This is a genomic window from Streptomyces sp. SDT5-1, from assembly GCF_052245995.1.
Taxonomy (GTDB): Bacteria; Actinomycetota; Actinomycetes; order Streptomycetales; family Streptomycetaceae; genus Streptomyces.
In genome coordinates, this window is the sequence record NZ_CM125963.1 from 3,948,361 (window position 1) to 3,973,020 (window position 24,660).

Sequence of the window (24,660 nt, forward strand, 5' to 3'; positions counted from 1 at the left end):
CGGAGACGGCCCGGCTCTCGCGGTCACAACACGCTGACCCCGGCCAGCCACCCGCCGTCCACGACGAACGGCTGGCCCGTGATGTACGCCGAGTCCTCCTCGGCGGTGAGGAAGAGCGCGAGCCGCGCGACCTCCTCCGGCTTCCCGACCCGCCCGAGCGGCACGAGCTTGCGGTACAGCTCGTCGAGGGCCTGCGCGGCCTCCTCGGTGTTCGCCTCCGGGTCGAGCTGGGACGGGTTGCTCATGGCGGTGTCGATGGCGCCGGGGCAGACGGCGTTGACGCGCACCCTCTGCGCGGCGAGCTCCATCGCGGCGACGCGCGTGAGCCCGACGATGGCGTGCTTGGTGGCGGCGTAGGCACCGACGTACGACATCCCGGTCACGCCGGTGTACGAGGAGGTGTTCACGATGGAGCCACCGCCCGCGGCGCCGATCTCGGGCGCGACGGTCTTGATGCCGAGGAAGGCGCCGACCTGATTGACCTGCACGACCTGCTGGAACTCCTCCAGCGGCGTCGAGACGAGTTCGTTGAACCGCAGGATGCCCGCGTTGTTCACGAGCCCGTCGATCTTCCCGAAGGCGGCCTTCGCGGAGCCGACGGCGGCGACCCAGTCCTCCTCCTTGCTCACGTCGAGGTGCACGTACGCGGCGCTGCCCGCGCCGATGTCCTTGGCGACCGCCTCGCCCTGGTCGTCGAGCACGTCGGCGACGACGACCCTGGCGCCTTCCGAGGCGAACAGCCTCGCCTCCTGCTCCCCCTGCCCGCGCGCCGCACCGGTGATCAGGACCACGCGTCCGTCGAGCTTGCCCACGTCGAACTCCTTTGGCTGGCTAGTGGTTGAGGTCGTTCAGGTGCGGAGCGACTTCGGCGGCGAACGCCGCCATCTGGTCCGTGAGTTCATCGCGGGAGCGGGTGCGGAACCGGATCTGGATCTGCCGCACCCCCATCGCCGCGTAGGCCCGCAGCGACTCGGCGATCGCCTCGCCGGGGCCCGCCAGGGTGCGCCGACCGACGTCCCAATCCGGTTCGCCCACGTACAGCGGTTCGGTGATGGCGCCCACGGTGAGCGGCGCCTCGATCCCGGCCTCCGCGCGCAGCCGCCGCAAGGTCTCGATCTGCCCCGGCAGCCGGTCCCGCGGGTCACCCTGCGGCAGCCAGCCGTCACCCTTGAGCGCGGCGCGGCGCACGGCCGGGGCGGAGGACCCACCGACCCAGATGGGCACGCGCCGCTGGACGGGCCGGGGCCGCTGCCCGAGCCCTTCGAAGGAGTAGAACTCGCCTTTGTGGGTCGGGAACTCGTCCTCGCCCAGCGCGGCACGGAGGGCGTCGAGGGTCTCGTCGAGAACGGCCCCCCGCCGGGCGAAGTCGACACCGAGCGCCTCGAACTCCTCCTGTACGTGTCCGGCCCCGACGCCCAGGACGAGCCGGCCGCCGCTGAGGTGGTCGAGGGTCGCGTACTGCTTGGCGGAGACGAGCGGGTGGCGCAGGCCGACGATCGCGACGTGGCTGAGCAGGCGTACGCGTTCGGTGACGGCGGCGAGGTGGGCGAGGGTGGCGACGGGGTCGTACCAGGTGGTCGACATGGCGTCGGCGAGGCGGCGCGGGATGGCGACGTGGTCGCAGCTCGCGATGTAGTCGAAGCCGGTGCGGTCGGCGGTGCGGGCGATCTCCACGAGGTCCGTGGGGCCGGCGGAGGCCTCCCAGGGTTCGGCGTAGACGGTGCTCTGGGATTGGACCGGGAGTTGCATTCCGTAGGCGAGCGAAGCCATGAGAACCCCTGCGGCTAGGTTTCCTGACGGGCCGTCACATTTCGGCACGGGTCAACATCCTCATGCCTGACACCCCGTCAGACAAGGGTTCCGACAACGCTCCCCACCGCCACCCGCCCCTTGGGCCTCCCGCCCGCGACCACCCACCGACCCCTACGTCTCTGGGGCCTGCCCCGACGCCCCCGTCCTGCCGCACCACCCCTACGCCACGGGGCTCCGCCCCGAACCCCGCTGCTCAATCGCCGCAGGGGCTTGATTCACCTACCTGCACCGCCCCGACCAGGCCCCCCGTCGCCCACCTCCGTGACTCCGCCGCCCAAGACCCCACCCACCCGCCCCCTCCGGGGGCGTCGGCCCCACGGGGAGCCGCCCCTGCCACAGGCAACCGCAACGGCTACGGCCAGCCGACACCGCCACGGACAGCCGTAACCACTACGGCTAGCCGCCACCGCCACCGCCACCGCCACGGGCAGCTGTAACAGCTACGGCTAGCCGTCACCGCCTTGGGCAATCTGCCTCCCCCAGACTTCGTCCGGGGGGACCCCCAGGGCGGCAGGGTGGGCAAGGCGGCCCCCGGTGCAGGCCGAACCCGCGAAGGGCGCCGACCACGGCAAGGCACAAGCACCCCGGCCCAGGCCGCACCGGCGTCAGGCGCCGACCACGGCACGGCACAGGGACCCCGGCGCCGCGCAACCGCACAGCAGACGCCGACCACGGCCCGCCGAGAACCCCGGCAGGGCATGCCATACGCGGTACCATATGTGGCATGACCCTGAAGCGAACCACCGTGTACGTGGACGCCGAGGACCTCCGCGTGATCAAGGAATCCGCCGCCAGGGAAGGCGTCTCGGAGGCCGAGATCATCCGCCAGGCCGTCCACAGGGCCGCCCTCGCCCGAAAGACCTGGGACGAACCGTTCTTCGCCCGCACCTACCCCCCGCTCTCCGGCACGCCGACGGACACCACCGAGGCCACGGAAGCCATGTGGGAGGAGAAGGCCCAGCGCTACCGGGACGGCAAGGGCGACGCCGCGTGATCCTGCTGATCGCCGACACGTCCGGGCTCCTCGCCGCGCTGGAGGAGGGGCACCCCGCAGGACCGGGCGCACGGGAGGCACTCGACAGGGCGAGCACCCTGGTGGTCTCCCCCGTGATCCTCAGCGAACTCGACCACCTGGCCACTCGTGAGCTGGGCCGCCGCGCGGCCGTCGAGGCGGTGGACGACCTGTGCCGCCGCATGCGCTCCGGCCGGGCCGAAGCCGCACCGGTGACCGTGTCGACGCTCGAGCAGGCGCAGATGGTGCGGGCGCACTACGCGTCCCTGAACCTGGACCTGACCGACGCGCTGAACGTCGTACTGGCCCGCGACTACGACACGAACGCCATCCTGACGCTCGACCGCCGCGACTTCCGCGCGATCGCCCCGCTCAGCCCCCACAAGTCCTTCCGCCTCCTCCCCGACGACCTCTGACCAAGCCCCCCCACCCCCCCCACCCCCGGAGAGAGCGAACGGGGGAGACAGCCGGGCAGCGGCAACCCGACATACCCCGGCCGCGGCGAAGACGCCACTCGCGCCAGCCCCAGACGCCCCCGGGACGCCACGCACGCCAGACCCCGAACCCCGTCGGAACCGCATCCAGCCCTACGCCCTCACACCCAGCCCGACCCACGGGGGTGCCAAGCCCCCGGAGGGGCGGGAGACGACCGGGCAGCGGCAACGCCGCAACACCCCGACGCCGCAGAAACGGCACGGGACGCGCCCCGGCACACCTCGACCGGCCCCACGACGACGCCGCAGCCACGGGGACGCCAAGGACGGCGGACCCCGTAGCCCCGAGGGAGCCGCGGCCCGCCCCACCCCCGCAGGCCCACGGCCCGACCCACGGGTGCCGAGCCCCCGGAGGCGTCGGGAGGGCGGGAGGTGACCGGAGGGCGTAGCCCCTCACAGCCGGGGGCCACGCCCCGACGCCGCCCCCGGGCACCGGCCCGCCAAAACACCCGGCCCACCGGCCCCCCGAAGACCCACAGCCCCGGGCCGCCAGCCCCCACCGACCACCGCCCCACCGGCCAACCCACACCACCCCGACGTACCCCTCACCCCCGCCGGCGGCAGCCCCCGGCCCCCCTCAGGGCCGCCAGAGCCCCTCCCCCGTCAACCCCAGCAACTCGATCGCATTGCCCCGCACCAACCGCTCCACCACATCCGGCGCGAGGTGCCCCATCTGCGCCTCGCCCACCTCCCTCGACTTGGGCCACGTCGAGTCCGAGTGCGGGTAGTCCGTCTCGTACAGCACGTTCCCGACCCCGATGGAATCCAGGTTCCGCAACCCGAACGCGTCGTCGAAGAAGCACCCGTACACGTGGTCCGCGAAGTACTCGGACGGCGGCTTGCGCACCTTGTCGGCGACGCCGCCCCACCCCCGGTTCTCCTCCCAGACGACGTCCGCCCGCTCGAGGATGTACGGGATCCACCCGATCTGCCCCTCGGCGTACATGATCTTCAGCTCGGGGAACCGCTCGAACTTGCCGCTCATCAGCCAGTCGACCATCGAGAAGCAGCAGTTGGCGAACGTGATCGTGGACCCGACGGCCGGCGGCGCGTCCGGTGACGTCGACGGCATCTTGCTGCTCGACCCGATGTGCATCGCGATCACGGTCCCCGTCTCCGCGCACGCCGCGAGGAACGGATCCCACTCGTCCGTATGGATCGACGGCAGCCCGAGGTGCGGCGGGATCTCCGAGAAGGCCACCGCCCGCACCCCGCGCGCCGCGTTCCGCCGCACCTCCGCCGCCGCCAGCTCGGCGTCCCACAGCGGCACGAGGGTGAGCGGTATGAGCCGCCCCTGCGCCTGCGGCCCGCACCACTCGTCCACCATCCAGTCGTTGTACGCCTGAACGCCGAGCAGCCCCAGCTCACGGTCCTTGGCCTCGGTGAACGTCTGGCCGCAGAAGCGCGGGAAGGTGGGGAAGCAGAGCGCGGACTGGACGTGGTTGACGTCCATGTCGGCGAGCCGCGACGGCACGTCGTACGACCCCGGCCGCATCTGCTCGTACGTGATGACCTCGAGCTTGATCTCGTCCCTGTCGTAGCCGACCGCCGTGTCCAGACGGGTCAGCGGGCGGTGCAGGTCCTCGTAGACCCACCAGTCGCCGATCGGCCCCTCGTCCCCCGCCGCGCCCATGACCGGCGCGAACTTGCCGCCCAGGAAGGTCATTTCCTTCAGCGGGGCGCGGACGATACGGGGTCCGGTGTCGCGGTACTTGGCCGGCAGCCGGTCGGCCCAGACGTCCGGCGGCTCCACGGTGTGGTCGTCGACGGAGATGATGAGCGGGAAGTCGGCCTGATTCAGAGGGCTTTGTGCGTTTCGAGTGCTTTCTGTCTCCGTGGTCTCCATGCGCTCACGGTAGCGCCGATCTGACGACCCGTCAGCTAGTGGGGGCGCAGTGGTTCTGGATGGCCCGCGCGTGATGTCTCTGTGATGGGTGCCTTCCACGGCTGACGTTTCCGTCAGGAACAAGGCAAACTGACGGGAGTTGTCTTTGATGTGCGCGCAATGCACGGCGCGCCGGTTGGACGGCGCGACAGAATGACGTGTGCGGACGTGGCGGCAGGGAGCAGCGAAGATGGTCGGTGGACCGCGGGTGCCGGAGCAGCGGAGCGCCGCCGTGCCTGAGGACACCTCGGGTCCGGCCCCGGCCGCGGGCGCCGACCTGCGGTTCAGCGTCCTCGGCCCGGTCCGCGCCTGGCGCGCCGGTGAGCCGCTCGCCACCGGCTCCCCGCAGCAGCGCGCCCTCCTCGCCACGCTCCTGCTGCGCCAGGGCCGCACGGCGACCGCGGCCGAACTCATCGACGCCGTATGGGGCGACGAGCCTCCGTCGCAGGCACTGGCCGCGATCCGTACGTACGCCTCGCGGCTGCGCAAGATCCTCGGCCCCGGCGTCCTGGAGACCGAGGCGGGTGGCTACGCGCTGCGGATGGCGAGCCCCGACGCGCTGGACCTGGCCGCCGCCGAGGAGCTGGCCGCGCGCGCCGAGCGGGCCCGGCAGTCCGCCGACCTGTGCGCGGCGCGGGAGCTCACGAACCAGGCGCTCGACCTGTGGGACGGCGAGCCGCTGGCCCACGTGCCGGGCCCGCACGCGGAGACGGAGCGCGCCCGCCTGGAGGAGTGGCGCCTGCAACTCCTCGAGATGCGCCTGGACATGGACCTGGAGCAGGGCTGTCACGCCGAGGCCGTCTCGGCGCTCACGGCCCTGACCGCCGACCATCCGCTGCGCGAGCGGCTGCGCGAGCTGCTGATGCTGGCGCTGTACCGTTCGGGCCGCCAGGCGGAGGCCCTCGCCGTGTACGCGGACACGCGCAGGCTGCTCGCCGACGAGCTGGGCGTCGACCCGCGCCCCGGGCTCTCCGAGCTCCAGCAGCGCATCCTCCAGGCGGACCCGTCCCTCTCCGAGCCCTCGGCGCAGCCGCCCGAGCCCGCGCAGACGCCGCAGCGCCCGGCCCAGCTCCCGGCCACGGTCCCGGACTTCACGGGCCGCGCGTCCTTCGTGACGGAACTGAGCGACACCCTCGCCGCCGCGTCCTCCGAATCGGGCAGCGGCTCGGTGATGGCGGTCTCGGCGGTGGCGGGCATCGGCGGCGTCGGCAAGACCACGCTCGCCGTGCACGTGGCGCACGCGGCGCGCGCCGCGTTCCCCGACGGACAGCTCTACGTCGACCTCCAGGGCACGAGCCCGCGCCCCGCCGAGCCCGAGACGGTCCTCGGCTCCTTCCTCCGCGCCCTCGGCACCCCGGACTCGGCGGTCCCGGAGTCCCTGGAGGAGCGCTCGGCCCTGTTCCGCTCGACGCTCGACGGCCGCAGGACGCTGGTGCTGCTCGACAACGCGCGGGACGCGGCGCAGGTCAGGCCGCTGCTGCCGGGGACGGCGGGGTGCGCCGCGCTGATCACCGGGCGGGTGCGCATGGTCGACCTCGTCGGCGCGCACCTCGTGGACCTGGACGTGATGTCCCCCGAGGAGGCGCTGCTCCTGTTCACCCGGATCGTCGGCGAGGAGCGGGTGACGTCGGAGCGCCAGGCGGCCCTCGACGTCGTCGCGGCCTGCGGTTTCCTCCCCCTGGCGATCCGTATCGCGGCCTCGCGCCTCGCCGCGCGCCGTACGTGGACGGTCTCGGTCCTCGCCGCGAAGCTCGCGGACGAGCGCCGCAGGCTCGACGAGCTGCAGGCGGGCGACCTGGCCGTCAAGGCCACCTTCGAGCTCGGCTACGGGCAGCTGGAGCAGGCCCAGTCCCGCGCCTTCCGCCTCCTCGGCCTCGCCGACGGCCCCGACATCTCCCTCGCGGCGGCCGCCGCCGTCCTCGACCTCGACGTCGAGTCGACGGAGGACGTCCTGGAGTCCCTCGTCGACACTTCCCTCCTCGAATCCGCCGCCCCCGGCCGCTACCGCTTCCACGACCTCGTCCGCCTCTACGCGCGTGCGTGCGCGGAGCGCGACGAGACGGAGCAGGACCGTGAAGCCGCCCAGTCCCGCCTCCTGGACTTCTACCTGGCGACGGCGGCGGGCGTCTACGCGATCGAGCGTCCCGGCGACCGCCTGATCGACCACGTCGCCCCGACCACACACCCCGGGCTGACCTTCGACGACCGGCAGACCTCCCGCGACTGGCTGTACTGCGAGGCGGTCCCGCTGCTCGCCTGCGCCCGGCAGGCGACGGGGAAGACGACGCTGCGCCGCGGCATCGACCTGCTGTGGGCGGCCGTCGACCTCGCCGAGTCCGGCGCCAACGCCAAGGAGTACGAGGCGACCGCCGCGCTGCTGCACGAGGCGGCGCAGGCGATGTCGGACGCCCGCGGCGAGGGCAGGGCCTGCGTGGTCCTGAGCAACGCCCGGCTCTTCTCGGGCGCCTTCGATCGGTCCGAGCAGGAGGCGCGCAGGGCCCTCGACATCGCCGAGGTCCACGACGACCCGCTGGCCCGCTGCTGGTCGGCCAACATCCTCGGCAGCATCGCCTTCTACCAGAGCCGCCACCAGGACGCCGAGGTCCACTTCAACCGGGCCATCGAGGAGTTCAGGGCCTGCGGGGACCTGGCCGGTTCGGCGAGCCCGCTGTGCAATCTGTCCCGGCTGCACCTGGCCACGGGCCGGGCGGAGTCCGCCGTCGTCCTCGCCCGCCAGGGCACCGAGATCTACGAGCGCCTCGGCCACTCCCTGCGCGTGGCCAACGGGCGGTACGCGCTGGGGCTCGCGCTCGGCAGCACCGGCCAGTACGCCGACGCCACCGACCAGTTGGAGCAGGCCCTCGCCGTCTTCCGGCACAGCCGCCAGCGGCTCTGGGAGGGCATGTCGCTGTGTCGGCTCGCCGAGGTCGACCTGGACGCGGGCCGCCCTGCGCGCGCCGCGAGCAACGCGGAGGCGGCCCTGACGATGCTGCGCAACATCGGCGGTGCCTGGCGTCGGGCGAACATCCTCACCGTGCTCGGCAAGGCACTCGACGGCATAGGGCAGTCGGGCCGCGCCGCGGTCTGCTGGCGCGAGGCGCTCGCCATCCACGAGGAGCTGGGCTCGCCGGAGGCCGGTGACGTACGGTCGCTCCTGGCGCCGGCCACGGCGTCGTAGCGAGTGGCGAGTTCAGCCGCGACGCTTCTTCGGAGCGGTCTCCGCGGACGTTCATCGTTCGTTTATCGCGAGGGTGCACTCTCAGTGTTGCCGGGCCGTCGCGTCGGGGGGCAGACGGACCGTCGGACGGGCCGCTTCACCCGGAACAGGGGTGGGTGGCCGGAGGTCCAACCGGCCGCCCTCGGGGGAGCGGCCGGTTGGGCTCGTCCCAGTCATGCCCAGCACGCCCACAGGGGAGGCAGCACGATGAGCACTGAACAGGACCCGGTCGTCGAGCCGGAGAACACGCACGTCACGGGTGGCGAGGACGGCGAGGAGATCAAGCCGCTGAACACCCACGTCACCAGCAAGCCGGCCGCGCTCGACGCGGACGGCGGCGAGATCAAGCCGGACAACACGCATGTGACGTCCGAGCCCAGCTAGACCACATTCCCGACGGGGATCGGCCGCGGCGGACCGGAGGGGGAACCGCCGCGGCCGAAGTGCGTCCGCGACCGGAGCGGCCCGCTAGCCGCCCAGCACCCGCCCCTCCACCACCGGCAACCCCTTGTCCCACCAGTGGTCGTAGCGCCGGTACGCGCCCGGGTCCCGGGACGTCAGGAGGCGGGACACGCCCCGCGCCTCCGTCTCCAGGGCGGACCACGTGCGCTTGGGCAGCGGGTGGAAGGCGCCCACCTCCACGCGCACGCCGTCCGCTGCGATCCGCCAGACCCCGGCCACGTGGCCGTCGACGAGGACCGTCGGCAGCACGTCCCCGTTCACCCGCGTCACGTGCTTGCGGTACTCGGGCGGGAGGACCCGGCCCCGGTCCGCGTAGGCCAGGAGCGTGCTGTCCCACATCGCCATCAGGCGCGGCGGCGCGGGCACGTCGTCGTCGGGGAGTTCGCCGCCCGGAACGTCGTACAGGACCTCGCCGCCCGGACCGGTCAGCCGCACCAGATCGTCGTCGAGCGCCGCCCGCACCCGCCCCTTCTGCACGAGGGCGAACTGGGCGATGTCCGCCACCGACGCGGGCCCGAAACCCGCCAAGTACCGCCTGATCAGGGCCCGTAGCCCCGCGGCCACCGCCTCCGGATCCCGCAACCGCGGCCGCGCGTCCGCCTCCGCCGCGACGAACAGCTGCCGCTTGTCGGAGCCGTACGACCACGGCGACCCGGCCACCGGCGCGTGCCACAGCGGTGCGTACTGGCGCAGCATCCGGCAGGCCGTCACCAGCTTGTCCCCGTCGGGGCCGACCCGCCCCGCGAACCACTCCGTCAACTCACCCGCCGTACGCGGACGTTCGGCCAACCGCAGCAGCTCGGGCAGCAGCCCGTCCGCGTCCTCCGCCACCAGCCCCGACGCCCGGAACCGCGGATCACCGAGCCGCGCACCCCGCACCGTCGGCTCCACCGCCGCCCGGAAGTCCCGGTAGTCGTCGACGTGCACCGCGTGCAGCGTGATCCGCATCAGCGTCGACTTCACCGCCCGGAAGCCGCCGAACACCGTGTCCAGGTCCGCGGGTTCGAAGCCCGCCACCCGGTTCCACAGCGCCACGTACGGCGAAGCGGGCTGCTGCGCCTGAAGCGCGACAACCCGCCGCAGTGCCTCCTCGGCCCCGACGTCCACCCGGTCGAGGAGCAACTGCCGTGCCAGAGTGGCCCTGTTGAGGCCGCGCGCGGAGATCGAGTCCGTGGTCATGCCGGAATTCTCCCGGCACGGACCGCCCCCGCGCACCCCGAATCAGCGCAGCTTGCGCGCGACCTCCGTGGCCCAGTACGTGAGGATCATGTTCGCGCCCGCCCGCTTGATGCCGAGCAGCGACTCCATGATCGCCGGCTCCCTGTCGATCCAGCCGCGCTGCGCCGCCGCCTCGATCATCGAGTACTCGCCGCTGATCTGGTACGCCGCCACCGGTACGTCGACCTCTTCGGCCACCTTGGCCAGCACGTCGAGGTACGGGCCCGCCGGCTTCACCATCACCATGTCGGCGCCCTCCTCCAGGTCGAGCGCCAGCTCCCGCAGCGACTCCCGGACGTTCGCCGGGTCCTGCTGGTACTGCTTGCGGTCGCCCTGGAGCGAGGAGCCGACGGCCTCGCGGAACGGGCCGTAGAACGCGGAGGAGTACTTCGCCGTGTACGCGAGCTGCGCGACGTCCTCGCGGCCGATCTGGTCGAGCGCGTCACGGATGACGCCGATCTGGCCGTCCATCATGCCGCTCGGGCCGACGACATGGGCGCCCGCGTCCGCCTGGACCTGCGCCATCTCCGCGTACCGCTCGAGCGTCGCGTCGTTGTCGATCCGGCCCTGCTCGTCGAGGACGCCGCAGTGACCGTGGTCCGTGAACTCGTCGAGGCACAGGTCGGACATGACGATCAGGTCGTCGCCGACCTCGGCGCGCACGTCGCGGAGCGCGACCTGGAGGATGCCGTCGGGCTCCGTGCCGACGGTGCCGCGGGCGTCCTTCTTCTCGTCCAGCGGCACGCCGAACAGCATGATCCCGGAGACGCCCGCCTCCACGGCCTCCGCCGCGGCCTTCTTCAGCGAGTCACGGGTGTGCTGGTACACGCCCGGCATGGCGCCGATCTCGACCGGGGCGTCGATCCCCTCGCGCACGAACGCGGGCAGGATCAGGTCGGCCGGATGCAGTCGGTTCTCGGCGACCATGCGCCGCATGGTGGGAGTGGTCCGCAGCCGCCGCGGCCGCGAACCGGGAAAAGAGCCGTACCGAGTCACCGTGATCTCCTCGAACTACGTACAACACCACTGGGGCGGGCGCCGCTCACCGCTGTGGGCGGCGGCGCCCCACCTCGTGAAACCTACGGCGCCGCGCGCCGCCGCCGCGAACCGGGACGCCGCTCGCTGGGCCGGGTGACCGGGTCCCCCGCCTCGATCGCCGCGGTCCGCCGCTTCGCACCGAAGTCGGCGAGCGCGGCCGCCAGCTTCAGCACCGACGGCTCGGGCGCCATCACGTCCACCCGCAGCCCGTGCTCCTCGGCCGTCTTGGCCGTGGCGGGGCCGATGCACGCGATCACGGTCACGTTGTGCGGCTTGCCGGCGATGCCGACGAGGTTGCGCACCGTGGACGACGAGGTGAAGAGCACCGCGTCGAAGCCGCCGCCCTTGATCGCCTCGCGCGTCTCCGCCGGCGGCGGCGAGGCCCGCACGGTCCGGTACGCCGTGACGTCGTCGACCTCCCAGCCCAGCTCGATGAGCCCGGCCACGAGCGTCTCCGTCGCGATGTCCGCGCGCGGCAGGAAGACACGGTCGATCGGGTCGAAGACCGGGTCGTACGGCGGCCAGTCCTCCAGGAGACCCGCGGCCGACTGCTCGCCGCTCGGCACCAGGTCCGGCTTCACGCCGAAGGCGATGAGGGCCTGCGCCGTCTGGTCGCCCACCGCCGCGACCTTGATCCCGGCGAAGGCACGGGCGTCGAGCCCGTACTCCTCGAACTTCTCGCGGACGGCCTTGACCGCGTTCACCGACGTGAAGGCGATCCACTCGTAGCGGCCCGTCACCAGGCCCTTGACCGCGCGCTCCATCTGCTGCGGCGTGCGCGGCGGCTCGACCGCGATGGTCGGCACCTCGTGCGGCACGGCCCCGTAGGAACGAAGCTGGTCGGAGAGCGAGGCCGCCTGCTCCTTCGTCCTGGGGACGAGCACCCGCCAGCCGAACAGCGGCTTCGACTCGAACCAGGACAGCTGGTCGCGCTGGGCGGCGGCGCTGCGCTCACCGACCACGGCTATGACCGGCCGGTTGCCCTCCGGCGACGGCAGCACCTTGGCCTGCTTCAGGGTCTGCGCGATCGTGCCGAGCGTCGCCGTCCACGTCTTCTGCCGCGTCGTCGTACCGGCCACCGTCACCGACAGCGGGGTGTCGGGCTTGCGGCCCGCCGCCACCAGCTCGCCGGCGGCCGCGCCCACCGCGTCGAGCGTCGTCGACACGACGACCGTGCCGTCGGACGCGCCGACCTCGGTCCAGCAGCGCTCGGAGGCGGTCGCGGCGTCCACGAAGCGGACGTCGGCACCGTGCTCGTCGCGCAGCGGCACACCGGCGTACGCGGGCACGCCCACGGCCGCCGCGATGCCCGGCACCACCTCGAAGGTGATGCCCTCGGAGGCGCAGGCGAGCATCTCCTCGGCCGCGTACGTGTCGAGGCCGGGGTCCCCGGTGACCGCACGCACGACCCGCTTGCCGCCCCGCGCGGCCTCCATGACAAGATTGGCCCAGTCCCTCAGAGCCGGGACCGCGACGGCAGTTGACGAGCCGTCAGGCGAGGCCTGCTCCGAGGAACCCGTGGCGTCGAGGACGGTCACGCCCGCCTTGGCGTGCGTCCGCACGACGTCGAGCACTTCGGGCTCGGCGATCAGCACATCCGCTCGGGTCAGGGCCTCCACGGCCCTGAGGGTCAGCAGTCCCGGATCGCCGGGACCCGCACCCAGGAAGGTGACGTGCCCAGGTGCACAGGCGGTCGATACAGCGGTGGTGGGGCTCAAAGTGCTCGCTCCCCCATCAGACCGGCCGCGCCCTTGGCCAGCATCTCGGCGGCGAGTTCCCGCCCGAGAGCCAGCGCCTCGTCCTGCGACGAGGGCACGGGACCGGTGGTGGACAGCTGCACCAGCTCGGAGCCGTCGGTCGTGCCGACGACGCCGCGCAGGCGCATTTCCTTGACAATCTGCCCGTCGACCAGCAGGTCGGCCAGTGCACCCACAGGTGCGCTGCAGCCGGCCTCCAGGGCGGCGAGCAAGGACCGCTCGGCGGTCACGGCGGCCCGGGTGAAGGGGTCGTCCATCTCGGCGAGCGCGGCCACGAGTTCACCGTTGTCTGCGGCGCACTCGACAGCCAGTGCCCCCTGGCCGGGGGCGGGCAGAATCATGTCGGTCGAGAGGAACTCGGTGACTTCCTCGCTGCGACCGGTACGGCTGAGCCCTGCGGCCGCGAGGACCACGGCGTCCAGCTCGCCCTTCTCGACGAACCCGATCCGGGTGTCGATGTTCCCACGGATCGGCACGGTCTCGATCCGCATGCCGTGGCTGCGCGCGTACGCGTTCAGCTGAGCCATGCGGCGCGGCGAACCGGTGCCCACCCGCGCACCCGCGGGCAGATCGGTGAACTTCAGGCCGTCCCGCGCGATCAGCACGTCACGCGGGTCCTCGCGGACCGGTACGGCGGCCAGCGCCAGCTCGTCGGGCTGCGCGGTCGGCAGGTCCTTGAGGGAGTGCACCGCGAAGTCCACCTCGCCCCGGGCGAGCGCGTCGCGCAGCGCGGTGACGAACACACCGGTGCCACCGATCTGCGCCAAGTGCTCGCGGGAGGTGTCCCCGTACGTGGTGATCTCCACCAGCTCGACCTCGCGGCCGGTGAACTGGCGTACGGCTTCGGCCACATGCCCGGACTGGGCCATGGCCAGCTTGCTGCGCCTGGTGCCCAGCCTCAGGGCTTTCTCGGCGGTCATGCCGGGCCTCGATTCTTGCCTTCTTCGTGGGGGGTGGCCCGGGAGACGGCGGCCACCGTCTCCTGGTCCAGGTCGAACAGGGTCCGCAGGGCGTCCGCGTACCCGGCGCCACCGGGCTCGGCGGCCAGCTGCTTGACCCGTACGGTCGGCGCGTGCAGCAGCTTGTCCACCACGCGCCGCACGGTCTGGGTGATCTCCGCGCGCTGCTTCTCGTCGAGACCGGGGAGCCGGCCGTCGAGGCGGGCGATCTCGCTGGCCACCACGTCCGCCGCCATCGTGCGCAGGGCGACGACGGTCGGCGTGATGTGCGCGGCCCGCTGCGCGGCGCCGAACGCGGCGACCTCGTCGGCCACGATGGACCGCACCTGGTCGACGTCGGCGGCCATCGGCGCGTCGGCCGATGCCTCGGCGAGCGACTCGATGTCGACGAGGCGGACCCCGTCGATCCGGTGCGCGGCGGCGTCCACGTCGCGCGGCATCGCCAGGTCGAGGAGGGCCAGCGCCACCTGTCGTACGGGCTCGGGGGCGCGCTCGCGGCGCATCTCCGGCACCCGTCCGGCGACGGCGAGGGCCGCGATGGTCTCGGCCTCGGAGGCCTCGACCGGGCGGACCTGCTCGCCGGGGGCGTTGTCGACCCAGGCGCCGTGCTGCTCCAGGGCTGCGGCGTCGAAACCGGCGACCGCTGCCTCGCCCTCGACCGAGAAGCCACCGCGGACCGTCTCGACGGGGCAGGCGTCGGGGGCGCCCTTGCCCGCGGCGGGCGCCGACGGGGCCGGCATCTCGCTGCCCGCGGTCGGCGTGCGGCCCGCGACGGCGGAACGTACCGCCTCGCCGGTGAGCACGAGTCCGGTCGCGCCGGTGCAGGAGATGGCCACGTCGGCACGTGTCAGTTCGTCCGCCACGGCGTCCATCGCGACGGCACGGGCCGTGGCGCCCGACTCCGTGAGGATCTCCACGAGCCGGTCGGCGCGCTCCGCCGTCCGGTTGGCGACGACGACCTCGGCGACCCCGGCCCGCGCGAGCGTGGCCGCGGCGAGCGAGGACATCGAACCGGCGCCGATGACCAGCGCGCGCTTGCCCTGCGCCCAGGCGTCGACCGGCTGCCCGGCCGCGAGCTGCTCGAGGCCGAACGTGACGAGCGACTGCCCGGCACGGTCGATGCCCGTCTCGGAGTGGGCCCGCTTGCCGACCCGAAGGGCCTGCTGGAACAGGTCGTTGAGGAGCTTGCCCGCGGAGTGCAGCTCCTGCGCCCGCGCGAGGGTGTCCTTGATCTGGCCGAGGATCTGGCCCTCGCCGACCACCATCGAGTCGAGCCCGCACGCCACCGAGAACAGGTGGTGCACCGCCCGGTCCTCGTAGTGCACATAGAGATAAGGGGTGAGCTCGTCCAGGCCCACGCCGCTGTGCTGGGCGAGCAGCGTCGACAGCTCGGCGACACCGGCGTGGAACTTGTCCACGTCCGCGTACAGCTCGATGCGGTTGCAGGTGGCGAGGACGGCGGCCTCGGCGGCCGGCTCGGCGGCGAGCGTGTCCTGGAGCAGCTTGGCCTGGGTGTCCGCGTTCAGCGCGGCGCGCTCCAGGACGCTGACCGGCGCGCTGCGGTGGCTCAGACCCACGACGAGGAGGCTCATGCCGGCATCACGGCGGGCACGTCCCCGTCGGGTCCCTTGCGGTCGTCGTTGTTCTTCTCCGCGGCGTTCTTCTCCGCGGCGGGCTTGGTGACCTTGGCGGCCGGACCCTCGACGCCGACGGCGCCCTCGGCGGCCTCCACCGGATTCTCGCCGGCCTTGCGCTGCTCGTGGAACGCGAGGATCTGGAGCTCGATGGAGAGGTCGACCTTGCGCACGTCGACGCCGTCCGGGACGGACAGGACGGTCGGCGCGAAGTTCAGGATGGAGGTGACACCGGCGGCGACGAGCCGGTCGCAGACCTGCTGCGCGGCGCCGGCCGGGGTCGCGATGACGCCGATCGACACACCGTTGTCGTCGATGATCTTCTCGAGGTCGTCGGCGTGCTGCACGGCCATGCCCGCGACGGACTTGCCGGTCATCGCCGGGTCGGCGTCGATCAGTGCCGCGACGCGGAAGCCGCGCGAGGCGAACCCGCCGTAATTGGCAAGCGCCGCACCGAGGTTACCGATACCGACCATCACGATCGGCCAGTCCTGGGTCAGGCCCAGCTCGCGGGAGATCTGGTAGACGAGGTACTCGACGTCGTAGCCCACGCCACGGGTCCCGTACGAACCGAGGTACGAGAAGTCCTTGCGCAGCTTCGCGGAGTTGACCCCCGCCGCGGCCGCCAGTTCCTCGGAGGAGACCGTGGGCACCGAGCGCTCCGACAGTGCGGTGAGGGCTCGGAGGTACAGCGGAAGCCTGGCGACGGTGGCCTCGGGAATTCCTCGGCTGCGGGTCGCCGGTCGGTGAGTTCGGCCAGTTGCCACGGTGCTCCTGCGGGTAGAGCGGGGCTGTGGGCGGCACCCTGCTACTCGACCGCCCCGTCGAATGCAGGCTATGTCTTTGTGAACGCGTGCACAAAGATGGTGTCCGATTTGCCCGGCCAACGTGACCGGGCTCACGCGCGCCCCGCGCGCAACTCTGGAACCGGAGCGCAGGTAGCGTCGTTGCTCACCTGTGGGGGCCAAAACGGCACACTCTCCTCAACGTTGCGTGATCCACGCCCCCGAGACCAGAACCGCATTCGATCCTAAGCGACTTTTGGGACCAGTTGGACTCGTCGGTCAGTGACGTGCGCGACCGCTCCCGGGGGTGATGGGCGGTCCGTCACCGTGTGAGCGCGCTCCGCAGTCGCTCCTCCTGTACGCGCCAGAAGTCGTGCTGCGCGCCGTCCACGAGAACGACCGGGATCTGCTCCCAGTACTTGCGGTACAACTCCTCGTCCTCGGTGATGTCCTTCTTCTCCCAGGACGCTCCGACCTCCGCGCACACCTTCTCGATCACGAGCTGCGCGTCGTCGCACAGATGACAGCCGGGCTTCCCGATCAGCGTGACGACCCGGTCACGCGGATCCTTCTTCTCTCGCGTACGAAAAATGGGACTCATACCGGCCATTCTCGCCCCACACGCGGCCCTCCCGTCGCCGAGAATTCACACGGCGACAGGGTCCCGAAACCCGCTCGACTCCGGAACCCCCGAACACTCTGGCTATGCTCACCACATGGCCGCTCTCGGATGGCTCACACCCCGTAGGCGCTCCGCCACCGCGCGGAGCGTGCTGGCAGGCGAGGCTTCGGCCGAGGCCGCGCGCAAGTCCTCCCAGGAGCTGGAGGAGCAGGCTCCGCAGGTCGACGAGGACGAGCGGGAACCGGAGTTCCCGGTCGCGGGCGACGACAAGGCCGCGGCCTTCTTCGACCTGGACAACACCGTCATGCAGGGCGCCGCGATCTTCCACTTCGGCCGCGGCCTCTACAAGCGGAAGTTCTTCGAGCGCCGCGAGCTGACCCGATTCGCCTGGCAGCAGGCCTGGTTCAGGATCGCGGGCGTCGAGGACCCCGAGCACATGCAGGACGCCCGCGACAGCGCGCTGTCCATCGTCAAGGGCCACCGCGTCTCCGAGCTGATGTCCATCGGCGAGGAGATCTACGACGAGTACATGGCGGAGCGGATCTGGCCCGGCACCCGCGCCCTCGCCCAGGCCCACCTGGACGCGGGCCAGAAGGTCTGGCTCGTCACGGCCGCGCCCGTGGAGATCGCCACGGTCATCGCCCGCCGCCTCGGCCTGACCGGCGCCCTCGGCACGGTCGCCGAGTCGATCGGCGGCGTCTACACCGGCCGGCTCGTCGGCGAACCGCTGCACGGGCCCGCGAAGGCGGAGGCCGTCCGCGCGCTGGCGTCCGCCGAGGGCCTGGAGCTCGGCCGCTGCGCCGCGTACAGCGACTCGCACAACGACATTCCGATGCTCTCGCTCGTCGGACATCCGTATGCGATCAATCCGGACACGAAGCTGCGCAAGTACGCGCGCGAACGTGACTGGCGGCTGCGGGACTACCGGACGGGCCGCAAGGCCGCCAAGGTCGGCCTCCCGGCGGCGGCCGGAGTGGGAGCCGTCGCGGGCGGCACCGCGGCCGCGATCGCCCTGCACAGGCGCCGTCGCTGACGCCATTCCGCACATCGTGCCCGGACCCGGCTCCGGCCAGTCGTGCTGGTACCACTCGGCCACAACACGTCACCGGCAGACACGGAATGTGAACGTATTCGATCAACAAGTGGTCACTCTCTGGTGCTCGAACCATCGCCGAGTGATTACAGAAGTGACCTAATCGGTGATTTGAGCAACTGGGTGTAGTGCTCCCTGCACGAAGCGTTATTCTCCTCAGACGCAAACCGGTACCCACGCGTCAGCACGACGGGTGAACGGTCCCGCACTGCACGTGATGGAAGCTCTGCCTCTGGGAGTCCCGTGTACCCACACGTCGGGGTTGACGCCTCGGGCCTGGCTACGCTGCACGCGACGGTCGTGGACCGCCTGCGCGGTTTCGTCCCCACCGCGTACGCCGTCCCCGCACTCGCCGCCGCGGCAGCGGCCGTGCCCGCCCCTGCCTCGCCATGTTTCGCCATGGCCGATTCGACCGCGGCCACCGTCGGCAGACGCGCGCGCTCCGGCTCCGCCGGCGCCTCGGGCACCGCTGCCACGTCCACGTCGCCGGCCCGCCGCCCCGCGGCCGACAGCGACAGCGCCCGCATGATGGACCTGGTCGAGCGCGCCCAGGAGGGCGAGGCCGACGCGTTCGGCCGGCTCTACGACCAGTACAGCGACACCGTGTACCGCTACATCTACTACCGCGTGGGCGGCAAGGCGACGGCGGAGGACCTCACCAGTGAGACCTTCCTTCGCGCGCTGCGCCGGATCGGCACGTTCACCTGGCAGGGCCGCGACTTCGGCGCCTGGCTGGTCACGATCGCGCGGAACCTGGTCGCCGACCACTTCAAGTCGAGCCGTTTCCGTCTCGAAGTGACCACGGGCGAAATGCTCGACGCGAACGAGGTGGAGCGGTCCCCCGAGGACTCGGTCCTGGAGTCCCTCTCGAACGCGGCACTGCTCGACGCCGTGCGGCGCCTCAATCCGCAGCAGCAGGAGTGCGTCACGCTCCGCTTCCTCCAGGGCCTGTCGGTCGCCGAGACCGCCCGGGCGATGGGCAAGAACGAGGGCGCGATCAAGACCCTCCAGTACCGGGCGGTGCGCACTCTTGCCCGACTTCTGCCGGACGACGCCCGCTGAGCCCCCACGCCGTTTTTTCACCCCCGGAGCCGTCACTGCGCGCAGTCCTCAACTCACCTTCCGTGAGGGCGAGATGGGATTGCGCCCGGATCATCTTTCACGCGTAACCCAACTGCCGAGCGCTCGTTGTGCGGGATGCAGGCTCCCTGTGTTCACTCCCGGGGGAGCCGACCGTCATGATGAGAGGAGGTGCCGCCAGTGATCGCGAACGTCTCGGCACACCGGCGGGCGAACGCCTTCGCCCAGGCCCTGGAGGACCAGTCCGACCAGGACCCGGCGGCGCAGCAACCGGAAGAAGCGGCGGCGGGCGAAGAGAGCGGGTTGCTGTCCCTGGCCGCGGCACTCGGCGAGCTGCCGAAGCCCGAGCTCGATCCCGAGGTGCGGGTGACGCAGCGGGCGCAGCTCGTCGCCGCCATGGAAGCCATGGTCCAAGAGGGCGGCGCGGGCGCCTCCGTACCCAAGCAGCGCCAGGGCAAGGGCGCGCACCGGGCCAGCAGCCCGCTGCGCAAGCTGAAGCCCAGGTCCCGGCTGACCAAGGGGATCGCGGCGAGCGGGCTCACGGTCGGCGTGGCCGCGGGAGCGTTCGGCGGCGTGGCGGCGGCGTCGTCCAACGCGCTGCCGGGTGACCACCTCTACGGGCTCAAGCGCGGCATGGAAGACCTCAAGCTGGGCATGGCCAACAGCGACTCCGACAAGGGCCGGGCCTACCTGGACCAGGCGTCGACGCGACTCAGCGAGGCGCGTCGGCTCATGGAGCGCGGCCGTTCGGGTCAGCTCGACCACGAGTCGGTCGGCGAGGTCAGGCGCGCGCTCTCCGGGGTGCGGTACGACGCGTCCGAGGGCCACCGGCTGCTCTCCGACGCGTACAAGCGGGACGGCGCGCTCGGCCCGATCCAGGCCCTCTCCGCGTTCTCCGACGCGCACCGGGAGAGCTGGTCGGCCCTGAGCGACCGGCTGCCGGTGCAGCTCGGCGACGTCAGGGACCAGGTCAGCTCGGTCTTCGACGCCATAGACGAGGAAGTCGGCCCGCTGCGCTCCCTGCTGCCGCAGACCCCGGACCAGAAGGGCGCCGAGACGAGCCCCGGCAGCAGCCAGGACGGTACGTCGCCGGAGACGCCCGGCACCGGCCGCTCCACGCCGTCCGGGCCCTCGGGGCACGACGACACGACGTCGACGAAGCCGAAGCCGTCCACGTCCGACTCCGGCAAGGACCAGGAGGGCCTCCTCGGCGAGAACACGGGCGGCCTCCTCGACCCGCCGAAGGACAGGACGAGCCCGTCCACGTCCGACGACACCCCGAGCTCCGGCACGGGCACCGGCGGCACCCCCAAGCCGGACGTCACGGTCCCCCCGCTCCTCCCTGGCCTCCTCCCCGGCCTCGGCATCGACGGCGAGGACGCGAAGTAACACCCGGCACGACAACGGCGGGGCCCACGGGCCCCGCCGTTCTGCTGCTCAGAACAACACCCGGCCGCCCCGGACGCGTCAGAAGAACACCGACCGCCGCTGCACCAGCAGCTTGGCCTCTCTCATCTGCTGCCCTCGCGCTGCTCCGCAGGCTTCGGGCAGCCGCGCCGGACTCCGTCCGGCCACCGGCCACCGACCGCGCCGACAGCTCACCACCCGGCCGTCCGGACGCGTCAGAAAAACACCGACCGCCGCTGCACCAGCAGTTTGGCCCCTCTCGTCTGCTGCCCTCGCGCTGCTCCGCAGGCTTCGGGCAGCCGCGCCGGACTCCGTCCGGCCACCGGCCACCGACCGCGCCGACAGCTCACCACCCGGCCGTCCGGACGCGTCAGAAGAACACCGACCTGCGCTGCACCAGCAGTTTGTAGAGCGTGTGCTGGATTTGTTCGCGGACCTGGTCCGTCAGGTTGAACATCAGCATCGGGTCCTCCGCCGCCTCCGGCGGGTAGCCGTCCGTGGGGATCGGTTCGCCGAACTGGATGGTCCACTTCGTCGGCAGCGGCACCGCGCCCAGCGGCCCCAGCCACGGGAACGTCGGCGTGATCGGGAAGTACGGGAAGCCGAGGAGCCGCGCGAGCGTCTTCGCGTTGCCGACCATCGGGTAGATCTCCTCCGCCCCGACGATCGAGCACGGCACGATCGGCGTCCCCGCGCGCAGCGCCGTGGACACGAAGCCGCCCCGGCCGAACCGCTGCAACTTGTACCGCTCGCTGAACGGCTTCCCGATCCCCTTGAAGCCCTCCGGCATCACGCCGACCAGTTCACCGCTCTCGAGCAGCCGCTGCGCGTCCTCCGCGCAGGCCAGCGTGTGCCCGGCCTTCCGCGCCAGTTCGTTGACCACCGGCAGCATGAACACCAGGTCCGCCGCGAGCAGCCGCAGATGCCGGCTCGCCGGATGGTTGTCATGCACGGCGACCTGCATCATCAGGCCGTCCAGCGGCAGCGTCCCCGAGTGGTTGGAGACGATCAGGGCCCCGCCGTCGGACGGGATGTTCTCGATGCCCTTCACCTCGACCCGGAAGTACTTCTCCGCCACCGGCCGCAGCAGCGACATCAGGACCTGGTCCGTGAGCTCCTCGTCGTACCCGAACTCGTCGACGTCGTAGTCCCCGGTGATCCGCCGCCGCAGGAACGCGAGCCCGCCCGCGATCTTCCGGTCCCAGCCGCCCCGCGCCGGCACCTCCGCCTCCTCCGGCTCCGGCTCGGACACCGGCTCGGGCTCCGGCACCTGCAACGACCGCACCTCCCCCACGGCCACCGGATCCCCGGCCCGCCGCGCACCCCGGCCGCGCCGCGCGGCACCCTTCCCCGCCGCCCCACGCGACCTGTCGTCGTCGAACGGAATGACCTTGGCGTCCGCCATCGTTGCTGCGCTCCTCAGTTGGCGCTGTGCGTCGGGGAGTGGCTGGCTGTGCGGGCCCCGCCCAGGACGGGCAGCGCGGCGATCCGGTCCACGGCCCCCGCGAGAGCCCCCGGCGGCAGCAGTCCTGGACCCCTGCCCCGTACGAACTCCGCGAACGCCTCCGCGGTCGTGTACTTGGGCGCGAAGCCCAGTGTGTCGCGCATCTGGGCCGTCGACACCACCCGCCCGTGCGTGAGCAGCCGGATCTGCTCGGGCGAGAAGTCCGTGACGCCCAGCGTACGCAGCGCCCCGCCGACCCAGGTCACGGCCGGAAGGAGCACCGGGACGGTCGGCCTCCCGAGCCGCCGCGAGCACTGCGACAGCAGCAGTACCCCGTCCCCCGCCACGTTGAACGTGCCGCTGTTCAGCGTGCCCCTGGCCGGCTCGTGCGAGGCGATCCGCAGCACCTCGATCACGTCGTCCTCGTGCACGAACTGGAGCCTCGGGTCGTAGCCGAACACGGTCGGCAGGACCGGCAGCGAGAAGTACTCGGCGAGCGGCGAATCGGCCGTCGGCCCCAGGATGTTGGCGAACCGCAGCACGCACACCGCGACGTCGGGCCGCCGCCGGGCGAACCCGCGCACATACCCCTCGACCTCGACGGTGTCCTTGGCGAAGCCACCGCTCGGCAGCGACTTCGGCGGCGTCGTCTCGGTGAACACGGCCGGGTCGCGGGGCGCCGACCCGTACACATTGGTGCTGGACTTCACGACGAGCCGCTTCACGTTCGGCGCCTTCTGGCAGGCGCCGAGCAGCTGCATCGTGCCGATGACGTTGGTCTCCTTGACCCCGCCCCGGCCGCCACCGGCCAGCGAGGTCCCGGTCACGTCCATGTGCACGACGGTGTCCACCCCGTACTCGGCGAGGACCCGCGCGATCGTCGGCTGCCGGATGTCCGCCTGCAGGAAGTCCGCGCCGCCCAGATGGTGCGCGGGCGGCACCGCGTCCACGCCGATGACCCGGTCCACCTCGGGGTCCCGCTGGATCCTGCGTACGTACCGGCCGCCCAGCTGTCGGGCCACCCCCGTCACGAGCACGACCTTGCCCAAGATCAGCGCCTACCTTCCGTCCCAGACCCGACGCGCTCCGCAATCATCGCTCGCGGGCCACGTTAGCGGTTCGATGTTGCGCTGTGATGACCGCTCGATGCGGGAAGTGACGACAGCCACACCCGGAAGTCCATCCCAACGCAATGTGGCCCTCCCACCGGACGGTGAGAGGGCCACAAGGTGCGCTTTTCAGCAGCGGTCGCCTTACTTCTTGTTGCGACGCTGCACACGCGTGCGCTTCAGCAGCTTGCGGTGCTTCTTCTTCGCCATCCGCTTACGCCGCTTCTTGATAACAGAGCCCACGACTACCCTCGCTCACTTCTCGGACAACCCCCGCTTCGCGGGGACAATCACTCGGTGCGGGGCTGCATTGGGGCCCACACGACCTACGAGGGGCTAGCCTACCCCGCCCCGAGTGCCGAGCAGAAATCGAGGTCCGCGGGACCCTCGGATCAGCCGGCGTCCACCCCCACATAGGAGTCGCGCAGGTACTCGTGAACCGCGTTCTCCGGGACTCGGAAGGACCTCCCCACCCGGATCGCGGGCAGATGACCGCTGTGCACCAAGCGGTACACGGTCATCTTGGATACACGCATCACCGCGGCGACCTCCGCCACGGTCAGGAACGCCACCTCGGATAGAGGCCTCTGGTCAGCAGCCATGACACACCTGAACCTTCCGCACTCGACGGCCACCGGCTTCCCCTTCCGGTGACTCAACGTCGTTGCGTGCTCACTCCCCAATGTAGAGGCGGGTGATGCGAGTGGGGAAGAGGAGCAGCGATCGGCCGCCTACTGTGACAGACACGCTCGATTGAGTACATAGCGAGTAAGCGGCCGGTAGTAATCAGACCGCACAGCGTCATCAAGCGGAACGACGACGGACACCTGCCCCTCGGCCTCACCGACGAACAGGGCGGGATCGTCCGTATCGGCCAGACCGATGGCGTCGAACCCCAACTGACCTGCGCCGCAGACCCATCCGTGGTCCCCGACGACCAACTCGGGAAGCGGCTCGCCGGCCTCCGAGAGCGCCCCCAGCACCAGCCGAACCGGGAGCGGGGAGTGGGTGTGCGCGCCGGTATCACTTCGCGCCGGGTACGCGCCCGGTTCGCGCATCAGCGCGACTCCCCGGTCGTAGTCGAGGTTGTACGTGCGTAGGCCGAACCGGGTCGTTATGTCGACACTCCGGCCCTGCGCGGGGGTGAGGACGGGGCAGCCCACCGCCGACAGTGCGTCCGCCAACGCGGCGTAGAAACCGAGCAGTCGGTGCGGGTGGCCCGTCCCGAACAGCACCGGGGAACGGCGCTCGGCGGCCCGCCCGATGCGCTCCGCAAACGCGTCGAGGGCGGCCAGCGTCCGTTCCGGATCGATGACATCCTGCCCTGTTCTGAGCTCCGGGTCCCCGGAAACCCCGCACTTGTCCGCCATCAGCGCCAGCAGATCGCGGCGTCCCCACGCCCACTCGGGGTCGAGCCCGAGCATCACGCGTGGGTCGCGGGCTTCGAAGAGCCGGTAACTCCGCAGACTCTCCTCACGGGAGGTCGCCACGGGCCCGGCAAGCCGAGCCGCCAACAAATGCGCACGCAGCGCCCCGACGCTCAACACCCTCCCGATGCTGCGCCATTGCCCACCCCGAAACCCCCGTTTCCCCCAAACACCCCACGGTCGGAGTAACACCCCGCCACACGAC

At 71.8% G+C, this 24,660-nt stretch carries 22 protein-coding genes; 7 read left to right on the forward strand and 15 right to left on the reverse strand.

Going from position 1 to position 24,660, the window contains the following annotated elements:
• Nucleotides 1-23 precede the first annotated feature (23 nt).
• On the reverse strand, nt 24-812 hold the full coding sequence (locus ACTWJ8_RS18225) for an SDR family NAD(P)-dependent oxidoreductase (RefSeq protein WP_356383965.1): 789 nt from the start codon (nt 810-812) through the stop codon (nt 24-26).
• 19 nt (nt 813-831) lie between these two features.
• A complete protein-coding gene (locus ACTWJ8_RS18230; RefSeq protein ID WP_356383962.1) occupies nt 832-1,770 on the reverse strand; it encodes an LLM class F420-dependent oxidoreductase in 939 nt (312 codons plus the stop codon).
• A gap of 766 nt (nt 1,771-2,536) precedes the next feature.
• On the opposite strand from ACTWJ8_RS18230, the gene ACTWJ8_RS18235 reads away from it, so the two are divergent.
• Nucleotides 2,537-2,806, forward strand: a complete 270-nt coding sequence (locus tag ACTWJ8_RS18235; protein ID WP_356383959.1) for a CopG family transcriptional regulator — start codon at nt 2,537-2,539, stop codon at nt 2,804-2,806.
• Nucleotides 2,803-3,240 (forward strand): PIN domain-containing protein, encoded by a 438-nt coding sequence (locus ACTWJ8_RS18240; protein WP_443264534.1) that lies wholly within the window; start codon nt 2,803-2,805, stop codon nt 3,238-3,240. Before ACTWJ8_RS18235 ends, ACTWJ8_RS18240 begins: the two co-directional genes overlap by 4 nt.
• 655 nt (nt 3,241-3,895) lie before the next feature.
• Here the strand turns inward: ACTWJ8_RS18240 and ACTWJ8_RS18245 are convergent.
• On the reverse strand, nt 3,896-5,164 hold the full coding sequence (locus ACTWJ8_RS18245; protein ID WP_356383953.1) for an amidohydrolase family protein: 1,269 nt from the start codon (nt 5,162-5,164) through the stop codon (nt 3,896-3,898).
• Nucleotides 5,165-5,393: 229 nt separating this feature from the next.
• On the opposite strand from ACTWJ8_RS18245, the gene ACTWJ8_RS18250 reads away from it, so the two are divergent.
• Nucleotides 5,394-8,381, forward strand: coding sequence for an AfsR/SARP family transcriptional regulator (locus ACTWJ8_RS18250; RefSeq protein ID WP_356383951.1), 2,988 nt, complete (start codon nt 5,394-5,396; stop codon nt 8,379-8,381).
• A gap of 246 nt (nt 8,382-8,627) precedes the next feature.
• Nucleotides 8,628-8,804, forward strand: coding sequence for a hypothetical protein (locus ACTWJ8_RS18255; protein WP_356383948.1), 177 nt, complete (start codon nt 8,628-8,630; stop codon nt 8,802-8,804).
• An 84-nt stretch (nt 8,805-8,888) separates the two neighbouring features.
• Here the strand turns inward: ACTWJ8_RS18255 and ACTWJ8_RS18260 are convergent, their stop codons facing one another.
• The 7 genes from ACTWJ8_RS18260 to ACTWJ8_RS18290 form a co-directional block, all read right to left on the reverse strand.
• Entirely contained in the window at nt 8,889-10,061 is a 1,173-nt protein-coding gene (locus tag ACTWJ8_RS18260; protein WP_443264535.1) for a winged helix DNA-binding domain-containing protein, read from the reverse strand.
• A 42-nt stretch (nt 10,062-10,103) separates the two neighbouring features.
• Nucleotides 10,104-11,096: a porphobilinogen synthase gene (hemB, locus tag ACTWJ8_RS18265; protein ID WP_356383942.1), complete on the reverse strand. Its 993-nt coding sequence runs from the start codon at nt 11,094-11,096 to the stop codon at nt 10,104-10,106.
• A gap of 83 nt (nt 11,097-11,179) precedes the next feature.
• A complete protein-coding gene (locus tag ACTWJ8_RS18270; RefSeq protein ID WP_443264536.1) occupies nt 11,180-12,856 on the reverse strand; it encodes a uroporphyrinogen-III synthase in 1,677 nt (558 codons plus the stop codon).
• Nucleotides 12,853-13,815 (reverse strand): hydroxymethylbilane synthase, encoded by a 963-nt coding sequence (hemC, locus tag ACTWJ8_RS18275; RefSeq protein WP_356383936.1) that lies wholly within the window; start codon nt 13,813-13,815, stop codon nt 12,853-12,855. Before hemC ends, ACTWJ8_RS18270 begins: the two co-directional genes overlap by 4 nt.
• A complete protein-coding gene (locus ACTWJ8_RS18280) occupies nt 13,812-15,446 on the reverse strand; it encodes a glutamyl-tRNA reductase (protein WP_356383933.1) in 1,635 nt (544 codons plus the stop codon). The genes hemC and ACTWJ8_RS18280 overlap by 4 nt, the downstream gene beginning before the upstream one ends.
• Nucleotides 15,443-16,255, reverse strand: coding sequence for a redox-sensing transcriptional repressor Rex (locus ACTWJ8_RS18285; RefSeq protein WP_443264538.1), 813 nt, complete (start codon nt 16,253-16,255; stop codon nt 15,443-15,445). Before ACTWJ8_RS18285 ends, ACTWJ8_RS18280 begins: the two co-directional genes overlap by 4 nt.
• Before the next feature lie 340 nt (nt 16,256-16,595).
• Nucleotides 16,596-16,883 (reverse strand): glutaredoxin family protein, encoded by a 288-nt coding sequence (locus ACTWJ8_RS18290; RefSeq protein WP_443264539.1) that lies wholly within the window; start codon nt 16,881-16,883, stop codon nt 16,596-16,598.
• A gap of 106 nt (nt 16,884-16,989) precedes the next feature.
• On the opposite strand from ACTWJ8_RS18290, the gene ACTWJ8_RS18295 reads away from it, so the two are divergent.
• The 3 genes from ACTWJ8_RS18295 (at nt 16,990) to ACTWJ8_RS18305 (ending at nt 20,457) form a co-directional block, all read left to right on the forward strand.
• A complete protein-coding gene (locus tag ACTWJ8_RS18295; protein ID WP_356383925.1) occupies nt 16,990-17,928 on the forward strand; it encodes an HAD family hydrolase in 939 nt (312 codons plus the stop codon).
• Between the two features lie 303 nt (nt 17,929-18,231).
• The gene (locus ACTWJ8_RS18300) at nt 18,232-19,050 is read left to right on the forward strand and encodes an ECF subfamily RNA polymerase sigma factor, BldN family (protein WP_356383922.1); all 819 of its coding nucleotides are present in this window, start codon (nt 18,232-18,234) and stop codon (nt 19,048-19,050) included.
• Between the two features lie 198 nt (nt 19,051-19,248).
• Nucleotides 19,249-20,457, forward strand: a complete 1,209-nt coding sequence (locus tag ACTWJ8_RS18305; RefSeq protein WP_443264541.1) for a DUF5667 domain-containing protein — start codon at nt 19,249-19,251, stop codon at nt 20,455-20,457.
• Nucleotides 20,458-20,845: 388 nt separating this feature from the next.
• Here the strand turns inward: ACTWJ8_RS18305 and ACTWJ8_RS18310 are convergent, their stop codons facing one another.
• The 5 genes from ACTWJ8_RS18310 to ACTWJ8_RS18330 form a co-directional block, all read right to left on the reverse strand.
• Complete coding sequence (locus ACTWJ8_RS18310; protein ID WP_443264543.1) at nt 20,846-21,880, reverse strand: lysophospholipid acyltransferase family protein; 1,035 nt, start codon at nt 21,878-21,880, stop codon at nt 20,846-20,848.
• Between the two features lie 14 nt (nt 21,881-21,894).
• On the reverse strand, nt 21,895-22,968 hold the full coding sequence (locus ACTWJ8_RS18315) for an NAD-dependent epimerase/dehydratase family protein (RefSeq protein ID WP_356383913.1): 1,074 nt from the start codon (nt 22,966-22,968) through the stop codon (nt 21,895-21,897).
• A gap of 204 nt (nt 22,969-23,172) precedes the next feature.
• The gene (locus ACTWJ8_RS18320) at nt 23,173-23,271 is read right to left on the reverse strand and encodes a 30S ribosomal protein bS22 (protein WP_003948845.1); all 99 of its coding nucleotides are present in this window, start codon (nt 23,269-23,271) and stop codon (nt 23,173-23,175) included.
• A gap of 149 nt (nt 23,272-23,420) precedes the next feature.
• A complete protein-coding gene (locus tag ACTWJ8_RS18325) occupies nt 23,421-23,630 on the reverse strand; it encodes a helix-turn-helix domain-containing protein (protein ID WP_266711274.1) in 210 nt (69 codons plus the stop codon).
• A 129-nt stretch (nt 23,631-23,759) separates the two neighbouring features.
• Complete coding sequence (locus ACTWJ8_RS18330) at nt 23,760-24,575, reverse strand: phosphatase (RefSeq protein ID WP_356383910.1); 816 nt, start codon at nt 24,573-24,575, stop codon at nt 23,760-23,762.
• Nucleotides 24,576-24,660: the final 85 nt, after the last annotated feature.